Raw genomic sequence first — 17,894 nt, forward strand, 5'->3', positions numbered from 1 at the left:
GCGCGCGGCCGGCTGCTGCCGCAGGCGGCCATTCCGGGGCTCAACGCCTTCGTGCTGTACTTCGCGCTGCCCTGCCTGCTGTACCGCTTTGGCGCCAGCACGCCGATCGCGCAGCTGCTCGACCCGGCCGTGGCCGGCGTCTATGTGCTGTGCGCACTGCTGATGGTGGCGGGCACCGTGCTGGCCACGCGCGGGCCGCGCATGGGCTGGAACGACGCCGCCTTCGGCGCGCTGGTCGCCGCCTTCCCGAACACCGGCTTCATGGGCGTGCCGCTGCTCGTCGCGCTGCTGGGCGCGCAGGTGGCGGGCCCGGCGATCCTGACGATTGCGGTGGACATGCTCATCACCAGCTCGCTGTGCCTGGCGCTGTCGCGGCTCGACGCGGCCGGCACGCACGGCATGGCGGTGGCGCTGCGCCATGCGCTGCGCGGCATGGCCACCAACCCGATGCCGTGGTCGATCGCGCTCGGCGCGCTGGCGTCGGCGCTGCGCTTCACGCTGCCCGGCCCAATCGACAAGACCGTCGCCATGCTGGCCGACGCCGCCTCGCCCGTGGCGCTGTTCACCATCGGTGCGGTGCTCGCGCGCTCGCAGATGAACCAGCACGAGAATGTGCCGGTGCGCGACTACGTGCCCATCGCGCTGGCCAAGCTGCTGCTGCACCCGCTGCTCGTCTGGCTGGTCGGCCAGGCCGCGATCGCCCTGGGCGTGCCGCTGTCGCCGTTCGCGCTCACCGCGCTGGTGCTGCTGGCCGCGCTGCCCAGCGCCAGCAACGTGTCGCTGCTGGCCGAGCGCTTCGGCGCCCACAACGGGCGCATCGCGCGCATCATCCTGGTGTCGACCGCGCTGGCGTTCCTGAGCTTTTCGGGCGCCGTCGCGCTGCTGACCTGGAGACTTCGCTTTTGATAGCTGCTTGCGCTTGCCCCATGAGCGTTTGAGGCCAAAAACACCAATTCTTCGGCGCGCGCAGGGCGCCGCCCCGGCCTGCGCCGAAGGCCGCGCCAAATCCGGGAAAATCGGGGCTTCTCCACGTTCAGCGAAAACAGCAAGCCATGACCGAAGCGCAAACCCGACCCGCCCTCCCAGACCACCTGGCCGCCGACCCGAGCAGCCCGCACCACGTTGCCGCCGTGTTCGAGCACGACATCGGCATCCGTTTCAACGACAAGGAGCGCTTCGACGTCGAGGAATACTGCGTCAGCGAAGGCTGGGTCAAGGTCCCCGCCGGCAAGACGCGCGACCGCAAGGGCCGCCCGCTGCTGATTACGCTCAAGGGCAAGGTCGAGGCGTTCTACAAGTAAGCATGCGACATGCGCCCAGCGGCCAGCGCCGCGCGTGTGTCAGGGCGCCGACGGGCGCCCATTCAAATAGTGCTCCGTGAGGCGGCTGAAGAAAGCCGCGCCCACGACAAGATTGCTGTCGTTGAAGTCATAGGTCGGCGTGTGGAGCCCCGCGCTGCCTGTACCGTTGCCCAATCGAATGAGCGCACCTGGGCATGCTTGCAGCATGTAAGCGAAGTCTTCGCTGCCCATGATGGGCGAAAAGTCAGGAACTGCATTTTCAGCGCCGACAACGGCGAGCGCTGCGTGGCCAGCCAATTCACATGCGGCCTGCGAATTGCGCAGCACGGGGTAGCCCTCGACATAGTCAATCTCCACCTGTGCGCCGAAGGCCTCCGCTGTGGCGTGGACCATTTTGACAATGCGCTCTTTGAGGCATGCTCGCACGGCAGTGGAGAAGCTGCGGACGCTGATGCCAATATCGGCGTGCTGCGGAATCACGTTCACCGCGTCGCCAGCGCGCAGCCGGCCCACCGTCACGACCGCTGAATCGCCCGGATCGATGTTGCGCGCAACGACAGTTTGCAGGCCCATGACGATGGCGGCGGCTGCGACCACAGGGTCGACCGTGAGATGCGGCCGGGCGGCATGACCGCCCACACCGTGAACCTTGACAAACACCCTGTCTCCGGCCGCCATGAAAGCGCCAGCGCGCCACAGGAATGTTCCTTGCGCTGCGCCAGGATGGTTGTGCAGGGCGAACACGTAGTCGCATGGAAAGCGTTCGAATAAGCCATCCAACACCATGGCCTTCGCGCCGCTGTCGAAGCCTTTTTCTTCAGCCGGCTGAAAGATGAGGTGCAGCGTGCCCGAGAAATTTCGCGTCTGCGAGAGGTGCCGCGCAGCGCCCAGCAGCATTGCCGTATGGCCATCGTGACCGCAGGCATGCATCACGCCGGCATGACAGCTGGCGTAAGCCAGATCGGTCTTTTCTTCGATAGGGAGGGCATCCATGTCGGCCCTCAGCCCGATGGTCCGGGACCCTTCTCCCACCTTCAGGGTGCCGACCAAGCCAGTGCCTCCTATACCCCTTGTGACCGAATAGCCCCATTCCTCCAGCTTTTTTGCAACGAGGTCTGAGGTCCGGTGTTCTGCGAAGGCCAGTTCCGGATACCTGTGGAGTTCGTGGCGGATGGCCACCAGGTCTTGCGCTATCGGCTGCAGAGCGCCCAGGTCAGAGAGGACGGAAGGGCAATCAGGGGGAGTCATGGCGCATTCTTCGAGTGAACAAAAGGGGGGCCAGGCAAGCAGCCTGGCCTGGAGAGGGGCTGGCGGGGAAGTTCAACGGTTGGCGTCGTCGATCAGGCCGTCAATGCTTCTGATGAGCGTGCGCCACTTCACCTGCTCTTCCCACGCGAAGGACTTGAATGCTCCAGGCGATCCTCCTTCGATGACGCCGCCACGTTCGACGATCTGACTTTTCACTGCAGGCACCTGCAGTGCAGCGCCCATTGCGGCGTTGAGTCTGTCAATGACTGGTTTGGGTGTGCCGGCGGGGGCGATCACACCAGACCACGCCGTTATTTCGTAACCGGAGATGCCCAGTTCTTGCATGGTGGGCACGTCTGGAAAGCGGGCGTTGCGCTTCTGCGATGTGACGGCCAAGGCGCGGACCTTGCCGGTAGCGACATGGTTCTCGATCGTGGCGAGATTTTCGAACAGAAAATCCAGGCTGCCACCGATGAGATCTTGCACCGCCTGCACGCCGCCGCGGTAGGGCACATGGACGAACTCGACGCTGGCGAGCTTCTTGTACAGCTCACCGCTCAGGTGGCCGCTGCTGCCGTTGCCCTGAGAGCCCATCGACAGTTTCCCAGGGTTGGCCTTGGCGTATTTGGTCAGCTCGGCCACTGTCTTGTACGGCTGATCGGCGCGAACCACGAGGAGGTTGGGCTGGCTTGTGAAACGTCCGACGAACTCGAAATCCTTCATCGGGTCGTAGCCCGCTTTTCGGATCAGCGTGGGTGTGATGGCCAGGGACGCGGTGTTTCCAAGGCTCAGGGTATAGCCGTCGGGTTTGGCGCGCGCCAGTGCCTGCATCGCCAACGCCCCGCCGGCGCCGGCGCGATTTTCAACAACAAACGGCTGGCCGAGGATCTTTCCCGCTTCCTCCAACATGCGGCGTACGTTGGTGTCGAGCGATCCGCCGGCACTCGACGGAACAATGATCGTGATGGGTTTTTCGGGCCATTGGGCAGCACCGGCGGCGTGCGTAAATGCAAGCAACAATGCCGATGTGATGGCGACTACGCCGAATTTTCGTCGGCTGGCGATAGCGTTCATGGTGGTGTCTCCTCTAATTGGTTTGAAGAATCTGCGTGTGCAGCGGGTGGTGGAAATCAGGGCCTGCACCCGGCGGTGCGGCGAAAACGCTCTCCGTCATCGACATGGGCCTCGAACTGCAGCAGCTCGAGCAAGCGGCGAACCGGGATGCCCTGCGGAGCGGCCAAGATCTGGCGCACCTGAGCGAGGCGCTCTGCGGGGGCGATGCCGGCCGTGCACTGGTCAAACTTTGCTTGGCGCTCCAGCGCAGAGAAAGGGTTCGCCAACGACCCTTTGGCGTGCTGCAGCGCGCGCTCCAGGCGCCGGCCGTCCTTCAAGGTCACGACCGTGGTGTGTGGCAAAAGATTGGTCGCGGTTTCCGTGCCGCTTTCAGCCTTGGGGTCCAGCCGCATCTCGACGATGGGCATATACCGCCGGGTTTCGGCATCGTGCACGGCTTGCGGCGTGAAGTCGGCAAGTTCCACAGTGCCGTACCGAAGCAGGGTCGCAACGGCGTACTGCATCGAGAACATCGCCTCCCGCGCATCCGGGGGCTCTGCGTGCCTGAGGTTCACCATGTTGACCCGGCCTACCAGTGTCTCGATGCGGGCGACCTCATCGGCAGCGAATCCGTGCTCTGCCACAAGAGATTGCAGGGCGTCCAGGCACCGGTGTGTTGATGCGCAGTTCGGGTAAAGCTTGAATGCGAACCCGTGGCTTTCGATGGCGAGCGCTTCGCTCTGAACGCTGGTTGCAGCGGACCAGTCGGCCGTTGTGTGGCCCGCGTACAGCGCGCCAAAGCCGTGCGGGCCTTCCAAGGCCACGGTGCTGCCGGTCACGCCCGCTGCGGCCAATGAGGCGGCCAGGACCCCGCCCTGTGCGGCAAGTCCGGCATGCATCGGCTTGGCGTCGGTGCCGAACTGAACCTTGGGCCCCGCGGCCATGGAAACCGCCAAGCTGAGCGCATGCGCCGTCTGGTCGCTGTCCAGGCCCCGCAGTCTTGCGCATGCCACTGCCGCGGCAAGCACGCCGATGGTTTGCGTGCCGTGCCAGCCTTTTTCGAAATGCGCCCTGTTCATGGCGAGGCCAATCCGGGCCATCACTTCGCTGCCGACGACGATCGCATCGAGCACCTGGTCCAGCGAAGCATCGATCTCCCAGGCCTGCGCGAGGATTGCGGGGATGACGGCGCAGCCGAAATGGCTTCCGGCAACGAAAAACATCTCGTCGAGTTCTCGTGCATGCGCCGCGGTTCCGTTGGCCAGCGCGCTCAAGGGCGCGCACAGCCCCTGCGTACTGCCAATGACGGGAACGGATCCTGCCCCGGAACCCAGCCCCCGCCTGACGGACGCTGCAACGCGGTCGCCAGCGCCCGCGACCATTGCTGCAATGGTGTCCTCCAGAGAGTGCTCGGCGATGCGCAGTGTCGATGGCGCCCACTGCGCGGGTACCGTCGCCGCCCAGTGCGAGAGAATTTTTGTGGCTTGTGGGTTCACGCTCATTTTTTTCCTTGAATCGTCTCTGCCGGCATATCCGGGCACTGTGCCTGTGGTCGCAGAAGCAGCCGGGAACTGAACTGGCGTGAATGTGCAGTGCAGGGGGACGGGTGTCCATCGACAGTTGGGCACTTGCCTATGACAGAATGTAATGACTATGCGTTTTCGATCCCCGTCCCTGCCCGAGCTGCACGCCTTTGTTGCCGTGGTGGAGACCGGTGGTTTCTCCAAGGCCGCGTTGCGGCTCTGCGTGACGCAAGGGGCCGTGAGCCGGTCCGTTCTGCGCCTGGAAGCGCGCCTGGGGATGGCGCTGCTCGAGCGTGCTGCCTCTGGCGTGACCGCCACGGAGGCTGGGAAAAACTACTACACCCAAGTGCAGCCGGCTCTCTCGGCGCTGGAATCGGCTGTGCCGGCTGCTGCGCCCGCAAATGGGTCTGTGCTGCGCGTCAGTGCAATTCCTACGCTGAGCATGCGCTGGCTCGTGCCGAGGTTGCCGTCCTTGTATGAAGAGCATCCCGGCGTTCAACTTCTTTTCCAGCCCTACTGGAAGAGCGACGACATGCTCCGGGATGACGTGGATTGCTGGCTGATCGCGCGGACCAGCGCAAAAAACCGGTGGCCTCGCCACATACGCGCCACCTACATCATCGGACGCGAGATTGTTCCCATTTGCCATCCCAGCGTGGCCAGCCGCATCCGCGCGTGCGAGGATGTCCTGCGCTTTCCCCTGCTGTACCACTCAGGCTATCCGGGCAACTGGGCGCTGTGGTGCGCGTCGCAGGGCATGGACGCGCGCCGCATCAAGCTGGTCGCGGGTTTCGATCTCGCGGCCGGCCTGGTGGAGGGGGTCGTGGCCAATATGGGCATAGCTGTTGTGCAGCGCTGCCTGGTTGAGCGCGAACTCCAGGAGGGCAAGATCGTGATGCCCCTTGCAGCGGGCATATCGACCGGGCGGGGATACTACCTGTGCGTTCCTCGGGCCCAGGAAGACTCACCGATGACGGGCCTGTTTCGATCCTGGTTGCTCAGCCAGGTCGCCGTAGCCGGCAGTGCGCGGCGCGGGCGCAATTCTCAGTGAAGCGCTCGCCGACTGTCCGGGAGGCTGCATCTTTTGCGTCAAGCTTGCGGGTGCCTTTATCGCTGGCGCTCTGGAACAGCGGTCATTGCTGTGGTCGCGCGGCGTCTCTGCCAGTGAACTTCACGCCGATTGATCTGCTGGTGGCAGCAGCGCATGGGAGAAGCGGTGCGTGATGTGTGTCCAAGATCCAGCCGGGTCTGGCGCCTGGTCGCGAATGCGGTTCCGCAGCTGGTTTTACGGTTCGGGCCGGGGGATGGTGCGCCACTCAGACGTTCCAGCAGCGCCGCGGCTCTGCAGCCGTTCTCAAATTGATAGCTGCTGGCGCTGGCACAGCAAGGGACAGAGCCCTAAAACACCATGAATATCCAACGGATCCACATCTGCCAGCCAAGGCGCCGGGTCTGTTTGCTCGGCCCGGCGTGCAGCAGCAGCGGGGCGGCAAGAAAGCGCGCTACAGCACGGTGCGGGAAGGGCAATTGCAGCAGCATCTGCGCGCGCTCCCCATTGGCCACGCGTTGGACGTGAGCGAACGCCGCACCACCCGCGGCGCACAGGAGTGGGAAAGTTCGTACAACCGCATCAGCGCAGTCCGATTGACGCAAGCGCCCGCAACCAGGACGATGAGGACTTACTCATCGCCAGGAGACCGAAATGCAGAACCCCAGTTCGACCCTGGTCGACCTCGAGACGAAGTTTTGGCAGTCGATGGTGGACCAGAAGACCGATGTGGCGCTGAACCTGCTCTGCGAGCCGGCGCTCATGGTCAGCGCGCACGGCGCGATGAAATTCGACCACGCGGGCTACCGCCAGATGGCGGAGCACGGCTCCATGGTGGTGAACTCGTTCGAATTCAGCGACATGGAGGTCGTGTTTCCGAACGACGCGACGGCGATCCTGTCCTACCGCGTCAAGCAGGGTGTTGCGCCGCGCGGCAAGGGCAGCACCACGCAGCAGGAAATGCACGACACCTCGACCTGGGTCCAAACCGACCGCGGCTGGCGCTGTGCGATGCACACCGAAACGCCGGTCATGGCCCGCTGAGCCGGTGGCCGCGGCGCGGCGTGCCAAGCGCCGCCGGTCGGCCGCCGGGGTCGGCGCCAGACCGAAGGGCCGGCAGCGCTACCGGACTTTTCACCCCTTGAGGAGACACGACATGGCCAGCAAGAACACGGTCTGCCTGTGGTACGACGGCACCGCGGTGGACGCCGCCCAGTTTTACGCCGAGACCTTCCCCGACAGCGCGGTGGGCGCCATCCACCGCGCGCCGGGCGACTACCCCGACGGCAAGCAAGGGGACGTCCTCATGGTCGAGTTCACGGTGGCCGGCATCCCCTGCATCGGGCTCAATGGCGGCCCGCACTTCAAGCACAGCGAGGCGTTCTCGTTCCAGGTCGCGACCGACGACCAGGCCGAAACCGACCGCCTGTGGAACGCGGTCGTCGGCAACGGCGGCCAGGAAAGCGACTGCGGCTGGTGCAAGGACCGGTGGGGGCTGTCGTGGCAGATCACCCCGCGCGCCCTCCTTGCGGCGATATCCGACCCCGACCGCGCGGCGGCCCAGCGCGCGTTCGACGCGATGATGGCGATGCAAAAGATCGACATCGCCGCCATCGAGGCCGCGCGGCGGGCCGGCGCCCCGGGTTGAGCGTCCCGGGCGCGGAGCAGGCGTTCCGGGGATCCTCGGAGCTCGACCGCTGTCCCCGGCTTTGCCCAGGGTCAAGGTCATGCGCTGCAGTCGGCCCACAATGCCGTGGAGCTGTCACCGCTTGGCAGTGACGGAGGCGACCATGGACGACAAGACCCGACGGAAAATCCTGGCCCTGCTGGACCAGCACCGGATCATGACGGTGGCGACACTGCGGCCCGACGGCTGGCCCCAGGCGACGACGGTGGGCTACGTGAACGAGGGCATGACGCTGTACTTTCTCTGCGGTCTGGAGAGCCAGAAGGCCAAAAACCTGGCGCGGGACGATCGGCTCTCGCTGACGATTGACCACGAAACGGCGGACTTGATGGCGATCACCGGCCTGTCGATGGCGGCGCGGGCGCAGCCGGTGGTGGACCGGGCCGAGGCGGAAAAGGTGCTGCGCATGCTGCCGCTGAAATACCCCGACGCACCGCCTCTGCCCCTGAAGATGCCGAGCCCGGACGAGGTGCGCCTGTTCCGCGTCACGCCCCTGGTGATTTCCGTGCTGGACTACTCGAAGGGCTTCGGGCACACGGATCTTGTTGTTTGCTGAGCGCCAACCCGTTCTGCGCGCCAGGACCGCCTGCCTGGCGTGACCGGTGAAGGTGCCGGGGCGGTGGCCGAGCAGCCCTCAGGGTTGCGACGCCGCGACCACGAAATCCAGAAATGTCTTCACGCGCAGCGAAGTTCTGTGCCGCTGCGCATAGACGGCATAAATATCCGCATCCGGGCTGTTGTAGTGGGGTAGCAACTGGACCAGGCGGCCAGACTGCAGGTATTTCTGCACATCCCACCCGGCCCGCAGCAGGATGCCGTGCCCATCCAGTGCCCAGTTGACGGCGATGCCCCCGTCATTCGTCGTCAGGTTTCCCCGCACCCTGACGCTCTGCATGGATTCGATCCGGTTCTTGCCCTTGCCCTTCGCCGCGGTAAATCGCCACAGCCCATAGGCGTCGTCGCCCTGGCGGATCCCAATGCAGTTGTGCTGGGCCAGATCTTCAGGCGCCTTGGGTTCGCCGTGTTTCTTCAGGTAGGCGGGAGACGCCACGACAAGCCTGCGGTTCGCACCGATCCATCGGGCGATGGACCGGGATTCTGGCGGGCTGCCAAACCTGAAGCAGATGTCGTATGCGTCATCGCCACTGGGCGGGGGGTTGACCGACAGCTGCAGCTGGATGTCCACCTTCGGGTATTTCTTGACGAATTCGGAAATCAGCGGGGCGATATGGCTTCGGCCAAATCCGAGCGTGGCATTCACCCGCAGCAGCCCCTGCGGCGACACGGTAGACCCCAGCAGCTGGTCTTCCAGCTCGCCAATGTTTCCCAGGATCTTGCGGGCATGTTCGAGATAGACCTCGCCTTCCGGGGTCAGACCCATGCTCCGCGTGGTTCGGTTGAAGAGCGGGACGCCCAGACGGGTCTCCATGAGAGACAGGCGCTTGCTGACCGCTGGCGGCGTGATGCCCAGTTCGTGGGCCGTCTTGCTGACAGAGCAGGTGTTGGCCAAGGCCAGGAAGAATTCGATGTCTGCGGGGTGGATGAGCCTGGCCATGAATGTTGATTTCAGGTTAACAATAAATTGAAATTCAGGCTGAATTTTAAATTTGCGATGCCCTAAAGTAAAAGTCATCCGATACCGGCAGGTTGACGAAATCCAAAAAAAAACCAAGGAGACAACATGGCTCGCAAGTTCACCCCACCCCTTCTGGCAGCGGCCGTTCTGTGCGGCATGGCTGGACTGGCCGCGGCGCAATCCTGGCCGGGCAAGACCGTCACCATTGTGGTTCCCTTCCCCGCAGGAGGCACCACCGATGTCCTGGCGCGTGCCGTTTCGACACGGTTGTCCGCTGCCATAGGCCAGCCCGTCGTCGTCGACAACCGGCCCGGCGCGGGAGCCACCTTGGGCGCTGCGCTGGTGGCCAAGGCCCCCGCCGACGGGCACACCTTGCTGATGGGCGCGGTGCACCACACCGTTGCGACCAGCGTCTACAAGAACCTGCAGTACAGCTTTGAAAAAGACTTCGCTCCCATCGCGACCGTTGCGATGGTGCCCAACGTCCTGGTGGTGAGTGCCAAAGCACCCTACAACAGCGTGAACGATCTCGTGGCCGCGGGCAGGGCTGCTGCAGAGAAGCTTTCCTATGGCTCGAACGGCAACGGCACAGCGCAGCACATGATCGGCACCCAGTTCCAGATCGAGACCGGCGCGAAGATCCTGCACGTCCCCTACAAGGGCAGCGCCCCTTTGACCACCGATCTGCTCGGGGGGCAGGTGGACATGTCGTTTGACACCATCACGCCGGTCCTTCCGTTCATCAAGGAAGGCAAGCTCAAAGCGCTGGCGGTGACCACCGCCAAACGCTCTTCCACGCTGCCCAACGTGCCCACCTTGCAGGAAGCGGGCATTCCCCACATCGCGATTGGCACGTGGTTTGGCTTGCTGGCGCCGGCCGCAACGCCCAAGAGCGTCGTGGCCCGGCTGAACACAGAGGTGGTCAGGATCATCCAGTCGCCGGAGTTCGCGAAGCAGATGCAGGACATCGGCGCAGAGCCCGTGGGCAACCAGCCCGAAGAGATGGCCCGGCAGATCAAGGAAGAGACCGAAAAATTTGCCCAGCTGGTCAAGGCGGGCAAGGTCACCCTGGACTGAGTCAAGACACCCATACCAGGAGAGTTCCATGGACAAGCAAGCAGCAGTAGCAGAGCTGACCCACCTGATGGCGAAGTTCACGTCGTACATCGGTAAGCGGCTCCCCACCGATGTGACCCAGAAACTGGGTGAGCTCCGCGAGAAGGAGGTGAACTTCCTGGCCAAGGAAGTTTACGAATCGATGCGCCTGAACCAGGAGGCCGCCGACAAGCTGGACCGCCCCAGCTGCCAGGACACCGGCGTCATCCAGTATTTCCTCACGGCCGGTGCGAATTTCCCCCTGCTCGGGGAGCTCGAGAGCATCCTGCTCGGAGCCACCGAAGGAGCGACCAAAGATGGCCCACTGCGCCACAACGCGGTGGAGACGTTTGTCGAGAAGAACACCGGCACCAACACCGGCACCAAGATCCCGTGGCTGGACTGGGAAATCGTCCCCAACGAGGACAGCGTCACCATCGACGTCTACATGGCCGGTGGCGGCTGCACGCTGCCGGGCGCAGCCAAGGTGCTGATGCCGGGCCAGGGTTATGAGGGGGTGGCCGAGTTCGTGTTTGACGTCATTACGTCGCGCGGCGTCAACGCCTGCCCGCCACTACTGGTGGGCGTGGGCGTATCGACCTCGGCCGAAACCGCGGCACGCCTGTCGAAAAAGGCCATCTTGCGCCCTGTGAACTCTCGCCACAGCAATGACAACGCCGCCCTCATGGAGGAGTTGATGACCGAGGGCTTGAACGAACTGGGCCTGGGTCCGCAGGGCCTGACGGGCAACGCCAGCGTGATGGGCGTGAACATCGAGTCCTCGGCCCGCCACCCCTCCACCATCGGCGTGGCGGTGTCCACCGGGTGCTGGGCGCACCGCCGCGGCAAGGTCAAGATCCATGCCGACCTGTCTTACGAGGTCATTTCGCACGAAGGATTCAAGCTGTGAAAAAAATTCTCACCACTCCCATCAAGGACGAAGACCTCGAAGCGCTGAATATCGGTGACGTTGTCTACCTGACCGGCACCCTGGTCACCTGCCGCGATGTGGCGCACCGCCGCCTGATCGAGCTGGGCCGCGAACTGCCTGTGGACCTCCAGGGCGGCGCCATATTCCACGCCGGGCCGATCGTTCGCCAGAAAGAAGACGGCGAGTACGAGATGGTCTCGATCGGTCCGACCACCAGCATGCGCATGGAAAAATTCGAGAAGGAATTCATCCGGCAAACCGGGGTGAAGCTGATCGTGGGCAAGGGCGGCATGGGGGCGGAAACCCAGGAGGGCTGCGTCGAGAACAAGGCGGTTCACGCCATCTTCCCCGGGGGGTGCGCTGTACTGGCGGCGACCCAGGTGGAGAAAATCGAAGCCGCCGAATGGAAAGACCTCGGGATGCCCGAGACGCTGTGGGTCAATCGCGTGAAGGAGTTCGGCCCATTGATCATCTCGATTGACACCAAAGGCAAGAACCTGATCGAAGAAAACAAGGCGGTCTTCAACCAAAAGAAGAAACCCATTCTGGAACGCATCAACGCCCAGGTGCGCTTTATCAAGTGATTTTCGGAGGGTGCCGAAAAGCGACCGCGGTGGTCCGGGCCAGTCCAGCATCCAAGCCCTCCGGCTGCCGATGGGGTTCCACCCAAGCCACGCCGCGGCCTCGCTTCAGTGCCTGGGTGCGCCTTCAAATTCGATAGCTGCAAACGCTGGCGCAGCAAGCGCCAGAGCCCTGAAACACCTCAAATCGCCAACGGGTCCACATCCACCAGCCAGCGCACCAGCCCCTTGTGTTCGGGCTGGCTGCGCGTGGCGTGCAGCACGGGCTGCCAGGCGGCCAGGAAGCGCTGCAGGGCGGTGCGGGAGGGCGATTCGAGCAGCATTTGCGCGCGCTCGACATTGGCCACGCGCTGGACGGTGAGCGGCACGGGCGGGTACAGCGTGACGTGCTCCAGGCCGGGCAGCGCCTGCTGGCCGGCCGCTTCGCTGGCGGCCTGCAGAAAGCCCTGCGCTACCTGCTGCGTGCGCGCGTCGGCGCGCACCAGGGCCTGGAAGGCGAATGGCGGCATGGCGGCGTCGCAGCGCTCCTGCAGCTGCTGTGCGGCAAAGGCCGGGTAGTCGTGCTGGCGCAGCGCGGCGACGATGGCGTGCTCGGGGTGGAAGGTCTGCAGCCACATCTCGCTGCGGCTGCCTTGGGTGGCGACGTAGTGCGCGTCGCGCCCGGCGCGGCCGCTGGCCTGCATCAGCAGCGCAAACAGGCGCTCGGGCGCGCGGAAGTCGCTCGAGAACAGCGCGCCGTCGGGCTGCACGGCGGCCACCAGCGTGATGCGGCGAAAGTCGTGGCCCTTGGCGACCATTTGCGTGCCGACCAGCACGTCGATCTCGCCCGAGTGCACCTGCGCCAGCTGCGCCTGGAGCGCGCCCTTGAGCCGGGTGGTGTCGGCGTCGATGCGCGCCACGCGCGCGGGCGCGCCGTCGCGGCGCCGCACGCCGGCCAGCAGGGCCGAGAGCTGCTCTTCGAGCTGCTCGGTGCCGTGGCCGATGGCCGCGATGTCGGGACTGCCGCAGCCGGGGCAGGCGCGCGGCACGCGCACGGTGTGGCCGCAGTGGTGGCAGCGCAGTGTGCGGTCGACCTTGTGGAACACCTGGTGCGCGCTGCAGTGCGGGCAGTCGCTCTTCCAGTCGCAGTCGGCGCAGTGCAGCACCGGGGCGTAGCCGCGCCGGTTGAGCAGGACCAGGCACTGCTCGCCGCGCTCCACGCGCTGCTGCAGCGCGGCCAGCAGCGGCGCCGAGAACACCGTGCGCCGCGGCTGCTGCTTCATGTTGACCACGCGCAGCACCGGCAGCGCGCCGGCCTCGGCACCGGTGCCGGCACCGATGCCTGAACCTATACGACTCGGCATGTGCAGGCGCAGGTAGCGCCCGCCGGCGTCCCCGTCGGTGGCCGGGCGGCTGGCGTGCCAGCTCTCGAACGACGGTGTGGCCGAGCCGAGGATGACCTTGGCGCGCTGCTCGCGCGCGCGCCAGATGGCCAGGTCGCGGGCGGAATAGCGCGCGCCTTCCTGCTGCTTGTAGCTCGCGTCGTGCTCTTCGTCGACGACGATGAGCCTGAGGCCGGGCATGGACGCAAACACCGCCATGCGCGTGCCCAGCACGATGCGCGCCTGCCCGCTGTGCGCGGCCAGCCAGCTCTTGAGGCGCTGGGGGTTCGTCATGCCGCTGTGCAGCGAGACCACGCTGGCGGCGCCAAAGCGCGCGGTGAAGCGCTCTTCGAGCTGGGGCGTGAGGTTGATCTCGGGCACCATGACCAGCGCCTGGGGCGGCACGCCGTTGACGGGCGCGGCTGCCAGGGCCTCCTGCACGCAGCGCAGGTAGACCTCGGTCTTGCCGCTGCCGGTGCTGCCGAACAGCAAGAAGGGGCCGGGTTGCGAGGCAATTTGGGCCCTGGCGCTTTCCTGCTCTGCGCTCAGGGCCACCAAATCGATCGCGTCAGCGCCCGCCTGCGGGGCGGCAGGCCGGCGCAGGCGCCGCGCCAGCTGCGCGGCATCGAGGTCGCGCAGCTGCGGCGGCAGGGACGACAGGGCGATCTCGCCCAGGCTGCGCTGGTAGTAGCGCGCGGCAAAGGCCACCAGGCGGCGCCAGTGGGCGTCGAGCGGCGCAATGCCGTCGAGCACCCCGGCGACGGGGCGCGCCGCCATGCCGGGCGGCAGTTCGGCCGTGCCCTCCCACACCACGCCCAGCACCTCGCGCTGGCCCAGCGGCACGCGCACCAGCGTGCCCGGCGCCAGCGGCTGCGCACTGGCGTAGCTGAGCAGATTACCCAGCGCGCTGTGCGCCGGCGTGTGCACGGCGACCAGGACGGTGGCGGAAGGGGCAGGGCAGGAGGTGGTCAAGGCGGCAGGGCGCGGGGCCGGGGAGATGCGAGAGCGGGCTAAGTCCCTGATTCCGTGCGTTTTGGCACAGCGCTCACCATTTCTGTGGATAACTTTGTTGACATCGTCGCGGATCTTTCAGGTGTGGGCGCCGCGAAGCGGCTCGGTAGGGCATCCATGGGCAAAGAGAAATTGGGAAAAACCATTAAAAATCAATGACTTTTCCGTGTTTATTGCATTTGCCAATCGCTGCCGCTGCCTGCGGCGTTCCATGGAAGCCGGGTGTGCATAAGTCGCACAGCCCTTTTCGGCGCACGGGCCGAACCTGCGGGATTTTTTCAAAGTTCCACGCAAGTGCTTGGCCCGCTTGGGGTTTCAGGGGTTGTCCAGAGTTTCTGTGGATAACTTTGTTGATATCCCCGTGCCGCGGGCCGGCGAAGCCGCAGCGGCGCGGCCTGTGCCCATTTTGCCTGCGCAACAGGCAATCGCAGAGCTCTATATAAATCAAGGACTTACGGGCACTGCAGCGCTGTGCGCGCGGGACGCCCCGCCGCTGTGCCCCGTCCTGGCGTGGCAGGGGGGCACGGCGTTTTTGTGCATAACTCGACAGCACGGCGCCCGCCGTCAGTCCTGGCGCATGGCGCGCGACTGGCTGTGCACGGCCTCGACCAGCGCGCTGACGTGCTCGGGCGGGGTGAACTGGCTGATGCCGTGGCCGAGGTTGAAGATGTGCGTCGGGCCGGTGCGGGTGCGGTCGGTGTGCGGTGTGCCAAAGCTCTCGAGCACCTTGCGCACCTGCACGGCGATCTGCTCGGGCGGTGCGAACAGCACGTTGGGGTCGATGTTGCCCTGCAGCGCCTTGCCGGGGCCGCCCACGTCGCCACCGACCAGGGCGCGCGCCTTGGCCAGGTTGGCGGTCCAGTCCAGGCCCAGCACCTCGCAGTCCAGGGCGTTCATGTCGTCGAGCCACAGCGCGCCGCCCTTGGTGAAGACGATGCGCGGCACGTCCTGGCCGTCGGGGCCGGTGCGCTTCAATTGCGCCAGCACGCGCCGGGTGTACTCCAGGCTGAATTCCTGGAAGGCGCCGTCGGCCAGCACGCCGCCCCAGCTGTCGAACACCATCACGGCCTGGGCGCCGGCATCGATCTGCGCGTTGAGGTACTGCGCCACGGCGTCGGCGTTGACCGCCAGGATGCGGTGCATCAGGTCGGGGCGGCTGTACATCAGGCTCTTGACCGTGCGGTAGTCGTCGCTGCCCTTGCCCTCGACCATGTAGCAGGCCAGCGTCCAGGGGCTGCCCGAAAAACCGATCAGCGGCACGCGGCCGTGCAGCGCCTTGCGGATCGAAGTGACGGCGTTGAAGACATAGCGCAGCTTGTCCATGTCGGGCACTGCCAACTGGGCCACGTCGGCCTCGGTGCGCACGGTGCGCGCAAAGCGCGGGCCCTCGCCCTCGGCAAAGGTCAGGCCCAGGCCCATGGCGTCGGGCACCGTGAGGATGTCGGAAAACAGGATGGCGGCATCGAGCGGGAAGCGCTCCAGCGGCTGCAGCGTCACCTCGGTCGCGTAGTCCACGTTCGTGGCCAGCCCCATGAAGCTGCCGGCGCGCGCGCGCGTGGCCTTGTATTCGGGCAGGTAGCGGCCGGCCTGGCGCATCAGCCACAGCGGGGTGTAGTCGGTGGCCTGGCGCCGGCAGGCGCGCAGGAAGGTGTCATTGGTCAAGGGTGCGAAGCTCATGGGCCCAATTGTCGCCCACGCGCGCGCTCAGCCCGGCTCGGAAGCGCCGGGCAGGGCTCCCTGGGCCACCAGGCGCTGGTGCTCGACCAGCGTGCAGCGGTCCTGCACCACCTGCAGGCCGGCGGCGCGGGCGTGCGCCGCGGCGGCGTCGTGGCGCACGCCCAGCTGCAGCCACAGCGCGCGGGCGCCCACGGCAATGGCTTCGCCGGCAATCGGCGGCACCTCGGCGCTGTTGCGGAACACGTCCACGAGGTCGATGCGGTGGTGGCGCGTCGCCTCGGTCAGGCTGGGCCAGCACGGCTCACCGAGGATGCTCTGCCCTGCAGCCATCGGGTTCACCGGCACGATGCGGTAACCCTGCTGCTGCAGGTACTCGGCCACGTGGTGGCTGTCGCGCTCGGGCCGGGGCGAGAGGCCGACCACGGCGATGGTGCGGCAGCTGCGCAGGAGGGCGGCGATGGAGGTGTTGTCGTGGGGCATGGCGAGGGTGGGATGGAGCGGGTCAGAGCGCGGCCAGTGCATCGCGCACCTCGGCGGCGCTGAGGATTTCCGTCATCACCACGGGCGCCTTGCCGGGCGCGTGCAGCACGTAGACCGGCACGCCGCTGCGCCCCAGCTGCGCCAGCGCGGCGGTGATGGCCGGGTCGCGGCGCGTCCAGTCGGCGCGCAGCAGCGCCACGTTGCGCGCCGCAAAGTCGGCCTGCACCTCGGCGTTGGCCAGCGTCGTGCGCTTGTTGTACTGGCAGGTCACGCACCAGGCCGCGGTGAAGTCGACGAACACGGGCCGCCCGGCCGCCTGCAGCTCGGCCACGCGCTCGGCCGACCAGGGCTGCCAGCCCTGGCCAGCCGCCGCCGGCGCGGCGGCGAGCGTGCCGATCTCCGCCGGTTTGGTGACATGGGGGCCGATGGCGCTGGCCAGCCATGCGCCGACAGCGATCAAAACAGACGCAACCACCCAGCGCGTGCGCCCGCGCAGCGTGAGCGCCCAGACGACGGCGCTGCCCGCCACCAGCAGCGCCAGCAGCGCGCCGGCGCCGTCGATGCCGCTTTGCTGGCCCAGCACCCAGACCAGCCAGGCGACGGTGGCAAACATCGGAAAGGCCATGCCGCGGCGGAACGTGTCCATCCACGCGCCGGGGCGCGGCAGCCAGCCGGCGACGGCCGGCATCCAGCTGGCGGCCAGATAAGGCAGGGCCATGCCGACGCCGAGGGCGGCAAACACCAGCAGTGCCTGCGCCACCGGCATGTCGATCGCGAAACCGAGCGAGGCGCCCATGAACGGCGCCGTGCAGGGCGAGGCGATGGCCACGGCCAGCATGCCCGACAGGAAGGCGTCGGCCGCCGGGTGGCGGGCCTGCAGCGTCGCCAGGCGCCCGGGGGCGAACTGGCCGAACTCGAACACGCCCGCCAGGTTCAGGCCGATCACGGTGAACAGCGCGGCCAGCGCCGCCACCACGGCGGGCGACTGCAGCTGAAAGCCCCAGCCGAGCTGCTCGCCGGCCGCGCGCAGGCCCAGCAGCAGGCCGCCCAGCGCGAGGAACGACAGCACCACGCCCGCGGTGTAGGCCAGCCCCGCCTGCCGGTGCACGCGCCGGTTGCCGCCGTGCCGGGCAAAACCGATCACCTTGATCGCCAGCACCGGGAACACGCAGGGCATGAGGTTGAGCATGAGGCCGCCGAGCAGGCCGCCGACGAGCGCGGTCAGCAAGGCGCCCAGGCCGGCCGGGCGCGGCACCGGTGCGGGGGAGGCGCGGTTGGCCTCCAGCGCCGCGGCCAGGGCCGGCGACACGCCGGCACCGGAC

The 17,894-nt window shown here is 66.4% G+C and carries 18 protein-coding genes; 9 read left to right on the plus strand and 9 right to left on the minus strand.

Features of this window, described 5'->3' with window-relative positions; translation table 11 throughout:
* Together B2J89_RS10905 and B2J89_RS10910 are read left to right on the plus strand one after the other, a co-directional pair.
* Positions 1 to 906, plus strand: a 906-nt coding sequence (locus tag B2J89_RS10905) for an AEC family transporter (protein ID WP_169169104.1), incomplete at its 5' end; no start/stop codon positions are given.
* A 146-nt stretch (positions 907 to 1,052) separates the two neighbouring features.
* Complete coding sequence (locus tag B2J89_RS10910; RefSeq protein ID WP_169169105.1) at positions 1,053 to 1,301, plus strand: DUF3297 family protein; 249 nt, start codon at positions 1,053 to 1,055, stop codon at positions 1,299 to 1,301.
* A gap of 39 nt (positions 1,302 to 1,340) precedes the next feature.
* Here the strand turns inward: B2J89_RS10910 and B2J89_RS10915 are convergent, their stop codons facing one another.
* The 3 genes from B2J89_RS10915 to B2J89_RS10925 all read right to left on the minus strand — a co-directional run bounded on the left by B2J89_RS10915 (position 1,341) and on the right by B2J89_RS10925 (position 5,104).
* Entirely contained in the window at positions 1,341 to 2,549 is a 1,209-nt protein-coding gene (locus B2J89_RS10915) for a M20 aminoacylase family protein (RefSeq protein WP_169169106.1), read from the minus strand.
* A 72-nt stretch (positions 2,550 to 2,621) separates the two neighbouring features.
* On the minus strand, positions 2,622 to 3,623 hold the full coding sequence (locus tag B2J89_RS10920) for a tripartite tricarboxylate transporter substrate binding protein (RefSeq protein WP_169169107.1): 1,002 nt from the start codon (positions 3,621 to 3,623) through the stop codon (positions 2,622 to 2,624).
* 56 nt (positions 3,624 to 3,679) lie between these two features.
* Positions 3,680 to 5,104 carry an MmgE/PrpD family protein gene (locus tag B2J89_RS10925; RefSeq protein WP_169169108.1) on the minus strand — a complete coding sequence of 475 codons (1,425 nt, stop codon included), beginning with the start codon at positions 5,102 to 5,104 and terminating at the stop codon, positions 3,680 to 3,682.
* Positions 5,105 to 5,255: 151 nt separating this feature from the next.
* Here B2J89_RS10925 and B2J89_RS10930 point away from each other — a divergent pair, with 151 nt between their 5' ends.
* Positions 5,256 to 6,176 carry a LysR substrate-binding domain-containing protein gene (locus tag B2J89_RS10930; protein WP_169169109.1) on the plus strand — a complete coding sequence of 307 codons (921 nt, stop codon included), beginning with the start codon at positions 5,256 to 5,258 and terminating at the stop codon, positions 6,174 to 6,176.
* Positions 6,177 to 6,523: 347 nt separating this feature from the next.
* Here B2J89_RS10930 and B2J89_RS10935 read toward each other — a convergent pair whose 3' ends face one another.
* A complete protein-coding gene (locus tag B2J89_RS10935) occupies positions 6,524 to 6,664 on the minus strand; it encodes a hypothetical protein (protein WP_169169110.1) in 141 nt (46 codons plus the stop codon).
* A 163-nt stretch (positions 6,665 to 6,827) separates the two neighbouring features.
* On the opposite strand from B2J89_RS10935, the gene B2J89_RS10940 reads away from it, so the two are divergent.
* The 3 genes from B2J89_RS10940 (at position 6,828) to B2J89_RS10950 (ending at position 8,416) form a co-directional block, all read left to right on the plus strand.
* Complete coding sequence (locus B2J89_RS10940) at positions 6,828 to 7,217, plus strand: nuclear transport factor 2 family protein (RefSeq protein ID WP_169169111.1); 390 nt, start codon at positions 6,828 to 6,830, stop codon at positions 7,215 to 7,217.
* A 112-nt stretch (positions 7,218 to 7,329) separates the two neighbouring features.
* Positions 7,330 to 7,821, plus strand: coding sequence for a VOC family protein (locus tag B2J89_RS10945; protein WP_169169112.1), 492 nt, complete (start codon positions 7,330 to 7,332; stop codon positions 7,819 to 7,821).
* Positions 7,822 to 7,963: 142 nt separating this feature from the next.
* On the plus strand, positions 7,964 to 8,416 hold the full coding sequence (locus B2J89_RS10950) for a pyridoxamine 5'-phosphate oxidase family protein (protein ID WP_169169113.1): 453 nt from the start codon (positions 7,964 to 7,966) through the stop codon (positions 8,414 to 8,416).
* 78 nt (positions 8,417 to 8,494) lie between these two features.
* Here B2J89_RS10950 and B2J89_RS10955 read toward each other — a convergent pair whose 3' ends face one another.
* On the minus strand, positions 8,495 to 9,415 hold the full coding sequence (locus B2J89_RS10955; protein WP_169169114.1) for a LysR family transcriptional regulator: 921 nt from the start codon (positions 9,413 to 9,415) through the stop codon (positions 8,495 to 8,497).
* A gap of 126 nt (positions 9,416 to 9,541) precedes the next feature.
* Between B2J89_RS10955 and B2J89_RS10960 the strand changes: the two genes are divergently transcribed.
* The 3 genes from B2J89_RS10960 to ttdB are packed head-to-tail and all read left to right on the plus strand — an operon-like array spanning position 9,542 to position 12,046.
* Positions 9,542 to 10,513 (plus strand): tripartite tricarboxylate transporter substrate binding protein, encoded by a 972-nt coding sequence (locus B2J89_RS10960; protein WP_169169115.1) that lies wholly within the window; start codon positions 9,542 to 9,544, stop codon positions 10,511 to 10,513.
* 28 nt (positions 10,514 to 10,541) lie between these two features.
* Positions 10,542 to 11,441 (plus strand): L(+)-tartrate dehydratase subunit alpha, encoded by a 900-nt coding sequence (gene ttdA, locus B2J89_RS10965; protein ID WP_169169116.1) that lies wholly within the window; start codon positions 10,542 to 10,544, stop codon positions 11,439 to 11,441.
* Positions 11,438 to 12,046, plus strand: coding sequence for a L(+)-tartrate dehydratase subunit beta (ttdB, locus tag B2J89_RS10970; RefSeq protein ID WP_169169117.1), 609 nt, complete (start codon positions 11,438 to 11,440; stop codon positions 12,044 to 12,046). The genes ttdA and ttdB overlap by 4 nt, the downstream gene beginning before the upstream one ends.
* 179 nt (positions 12,047 to 12,225) lie before the next feature.
* On the opposite strand, the gene priA is transcribed toward ttdB, so the two are convergent.
* From priA to B2J89_RS10990, 4 genes are all read right to left on the minus strand, one after another.
* Positions 12,226 to 14,376, minus strand: a complete 2,151-nt coding sequence (gene priA / locus B2J89_RS10975) for a primosomal protein N' (protein ID WP_169169118.1) — start codon at positions 14,374 to 14,376, stop codon at positions 12,226 to 12,228.
* 603 nt (positions 14,377 to 14,979) lie between these two features.
* Positions 14,980 to 16,092 (minus strand): uroporphyrinogen decarboxylase, encoded by a 1,113-nt coding sequence (gene hemE, locus B2J89_RS10980; protein WP_169169119.1) that lies wholly within the window; start codon positions 16,090 to 16,092, stop codon positions 14,980 to 14,982.
* 27 nt (positions 16,093 to 16,119) lie between these two features.
* Positions 16,120 to 16,572 carry a CoA-binding protein gene (locus B2J89_RS10985; RefSeq protein ID WP_169169120.1) on the minus strand — a complete coding sequence of 151 codons (453 nt, stop codon included), beginning with the start codon at positions 16,570 to 16,572 and terminating at the stop codon, positions 16,120 to 16,122.
* Positions 16,573 to 16,594: 22 nt separating this feature from the next.
* On the minus strand, positions 16,595 to 17,894 hold a 1,300-nt coding region (locus B2J89_RS10990; protein ID WP_205763784.1), incomplete at its 5' end, for a protein-disulfide reductase DsbD.

It is taken from the genome of Acidovorax sp. SRB_24 (assembly GCF_012931925.1).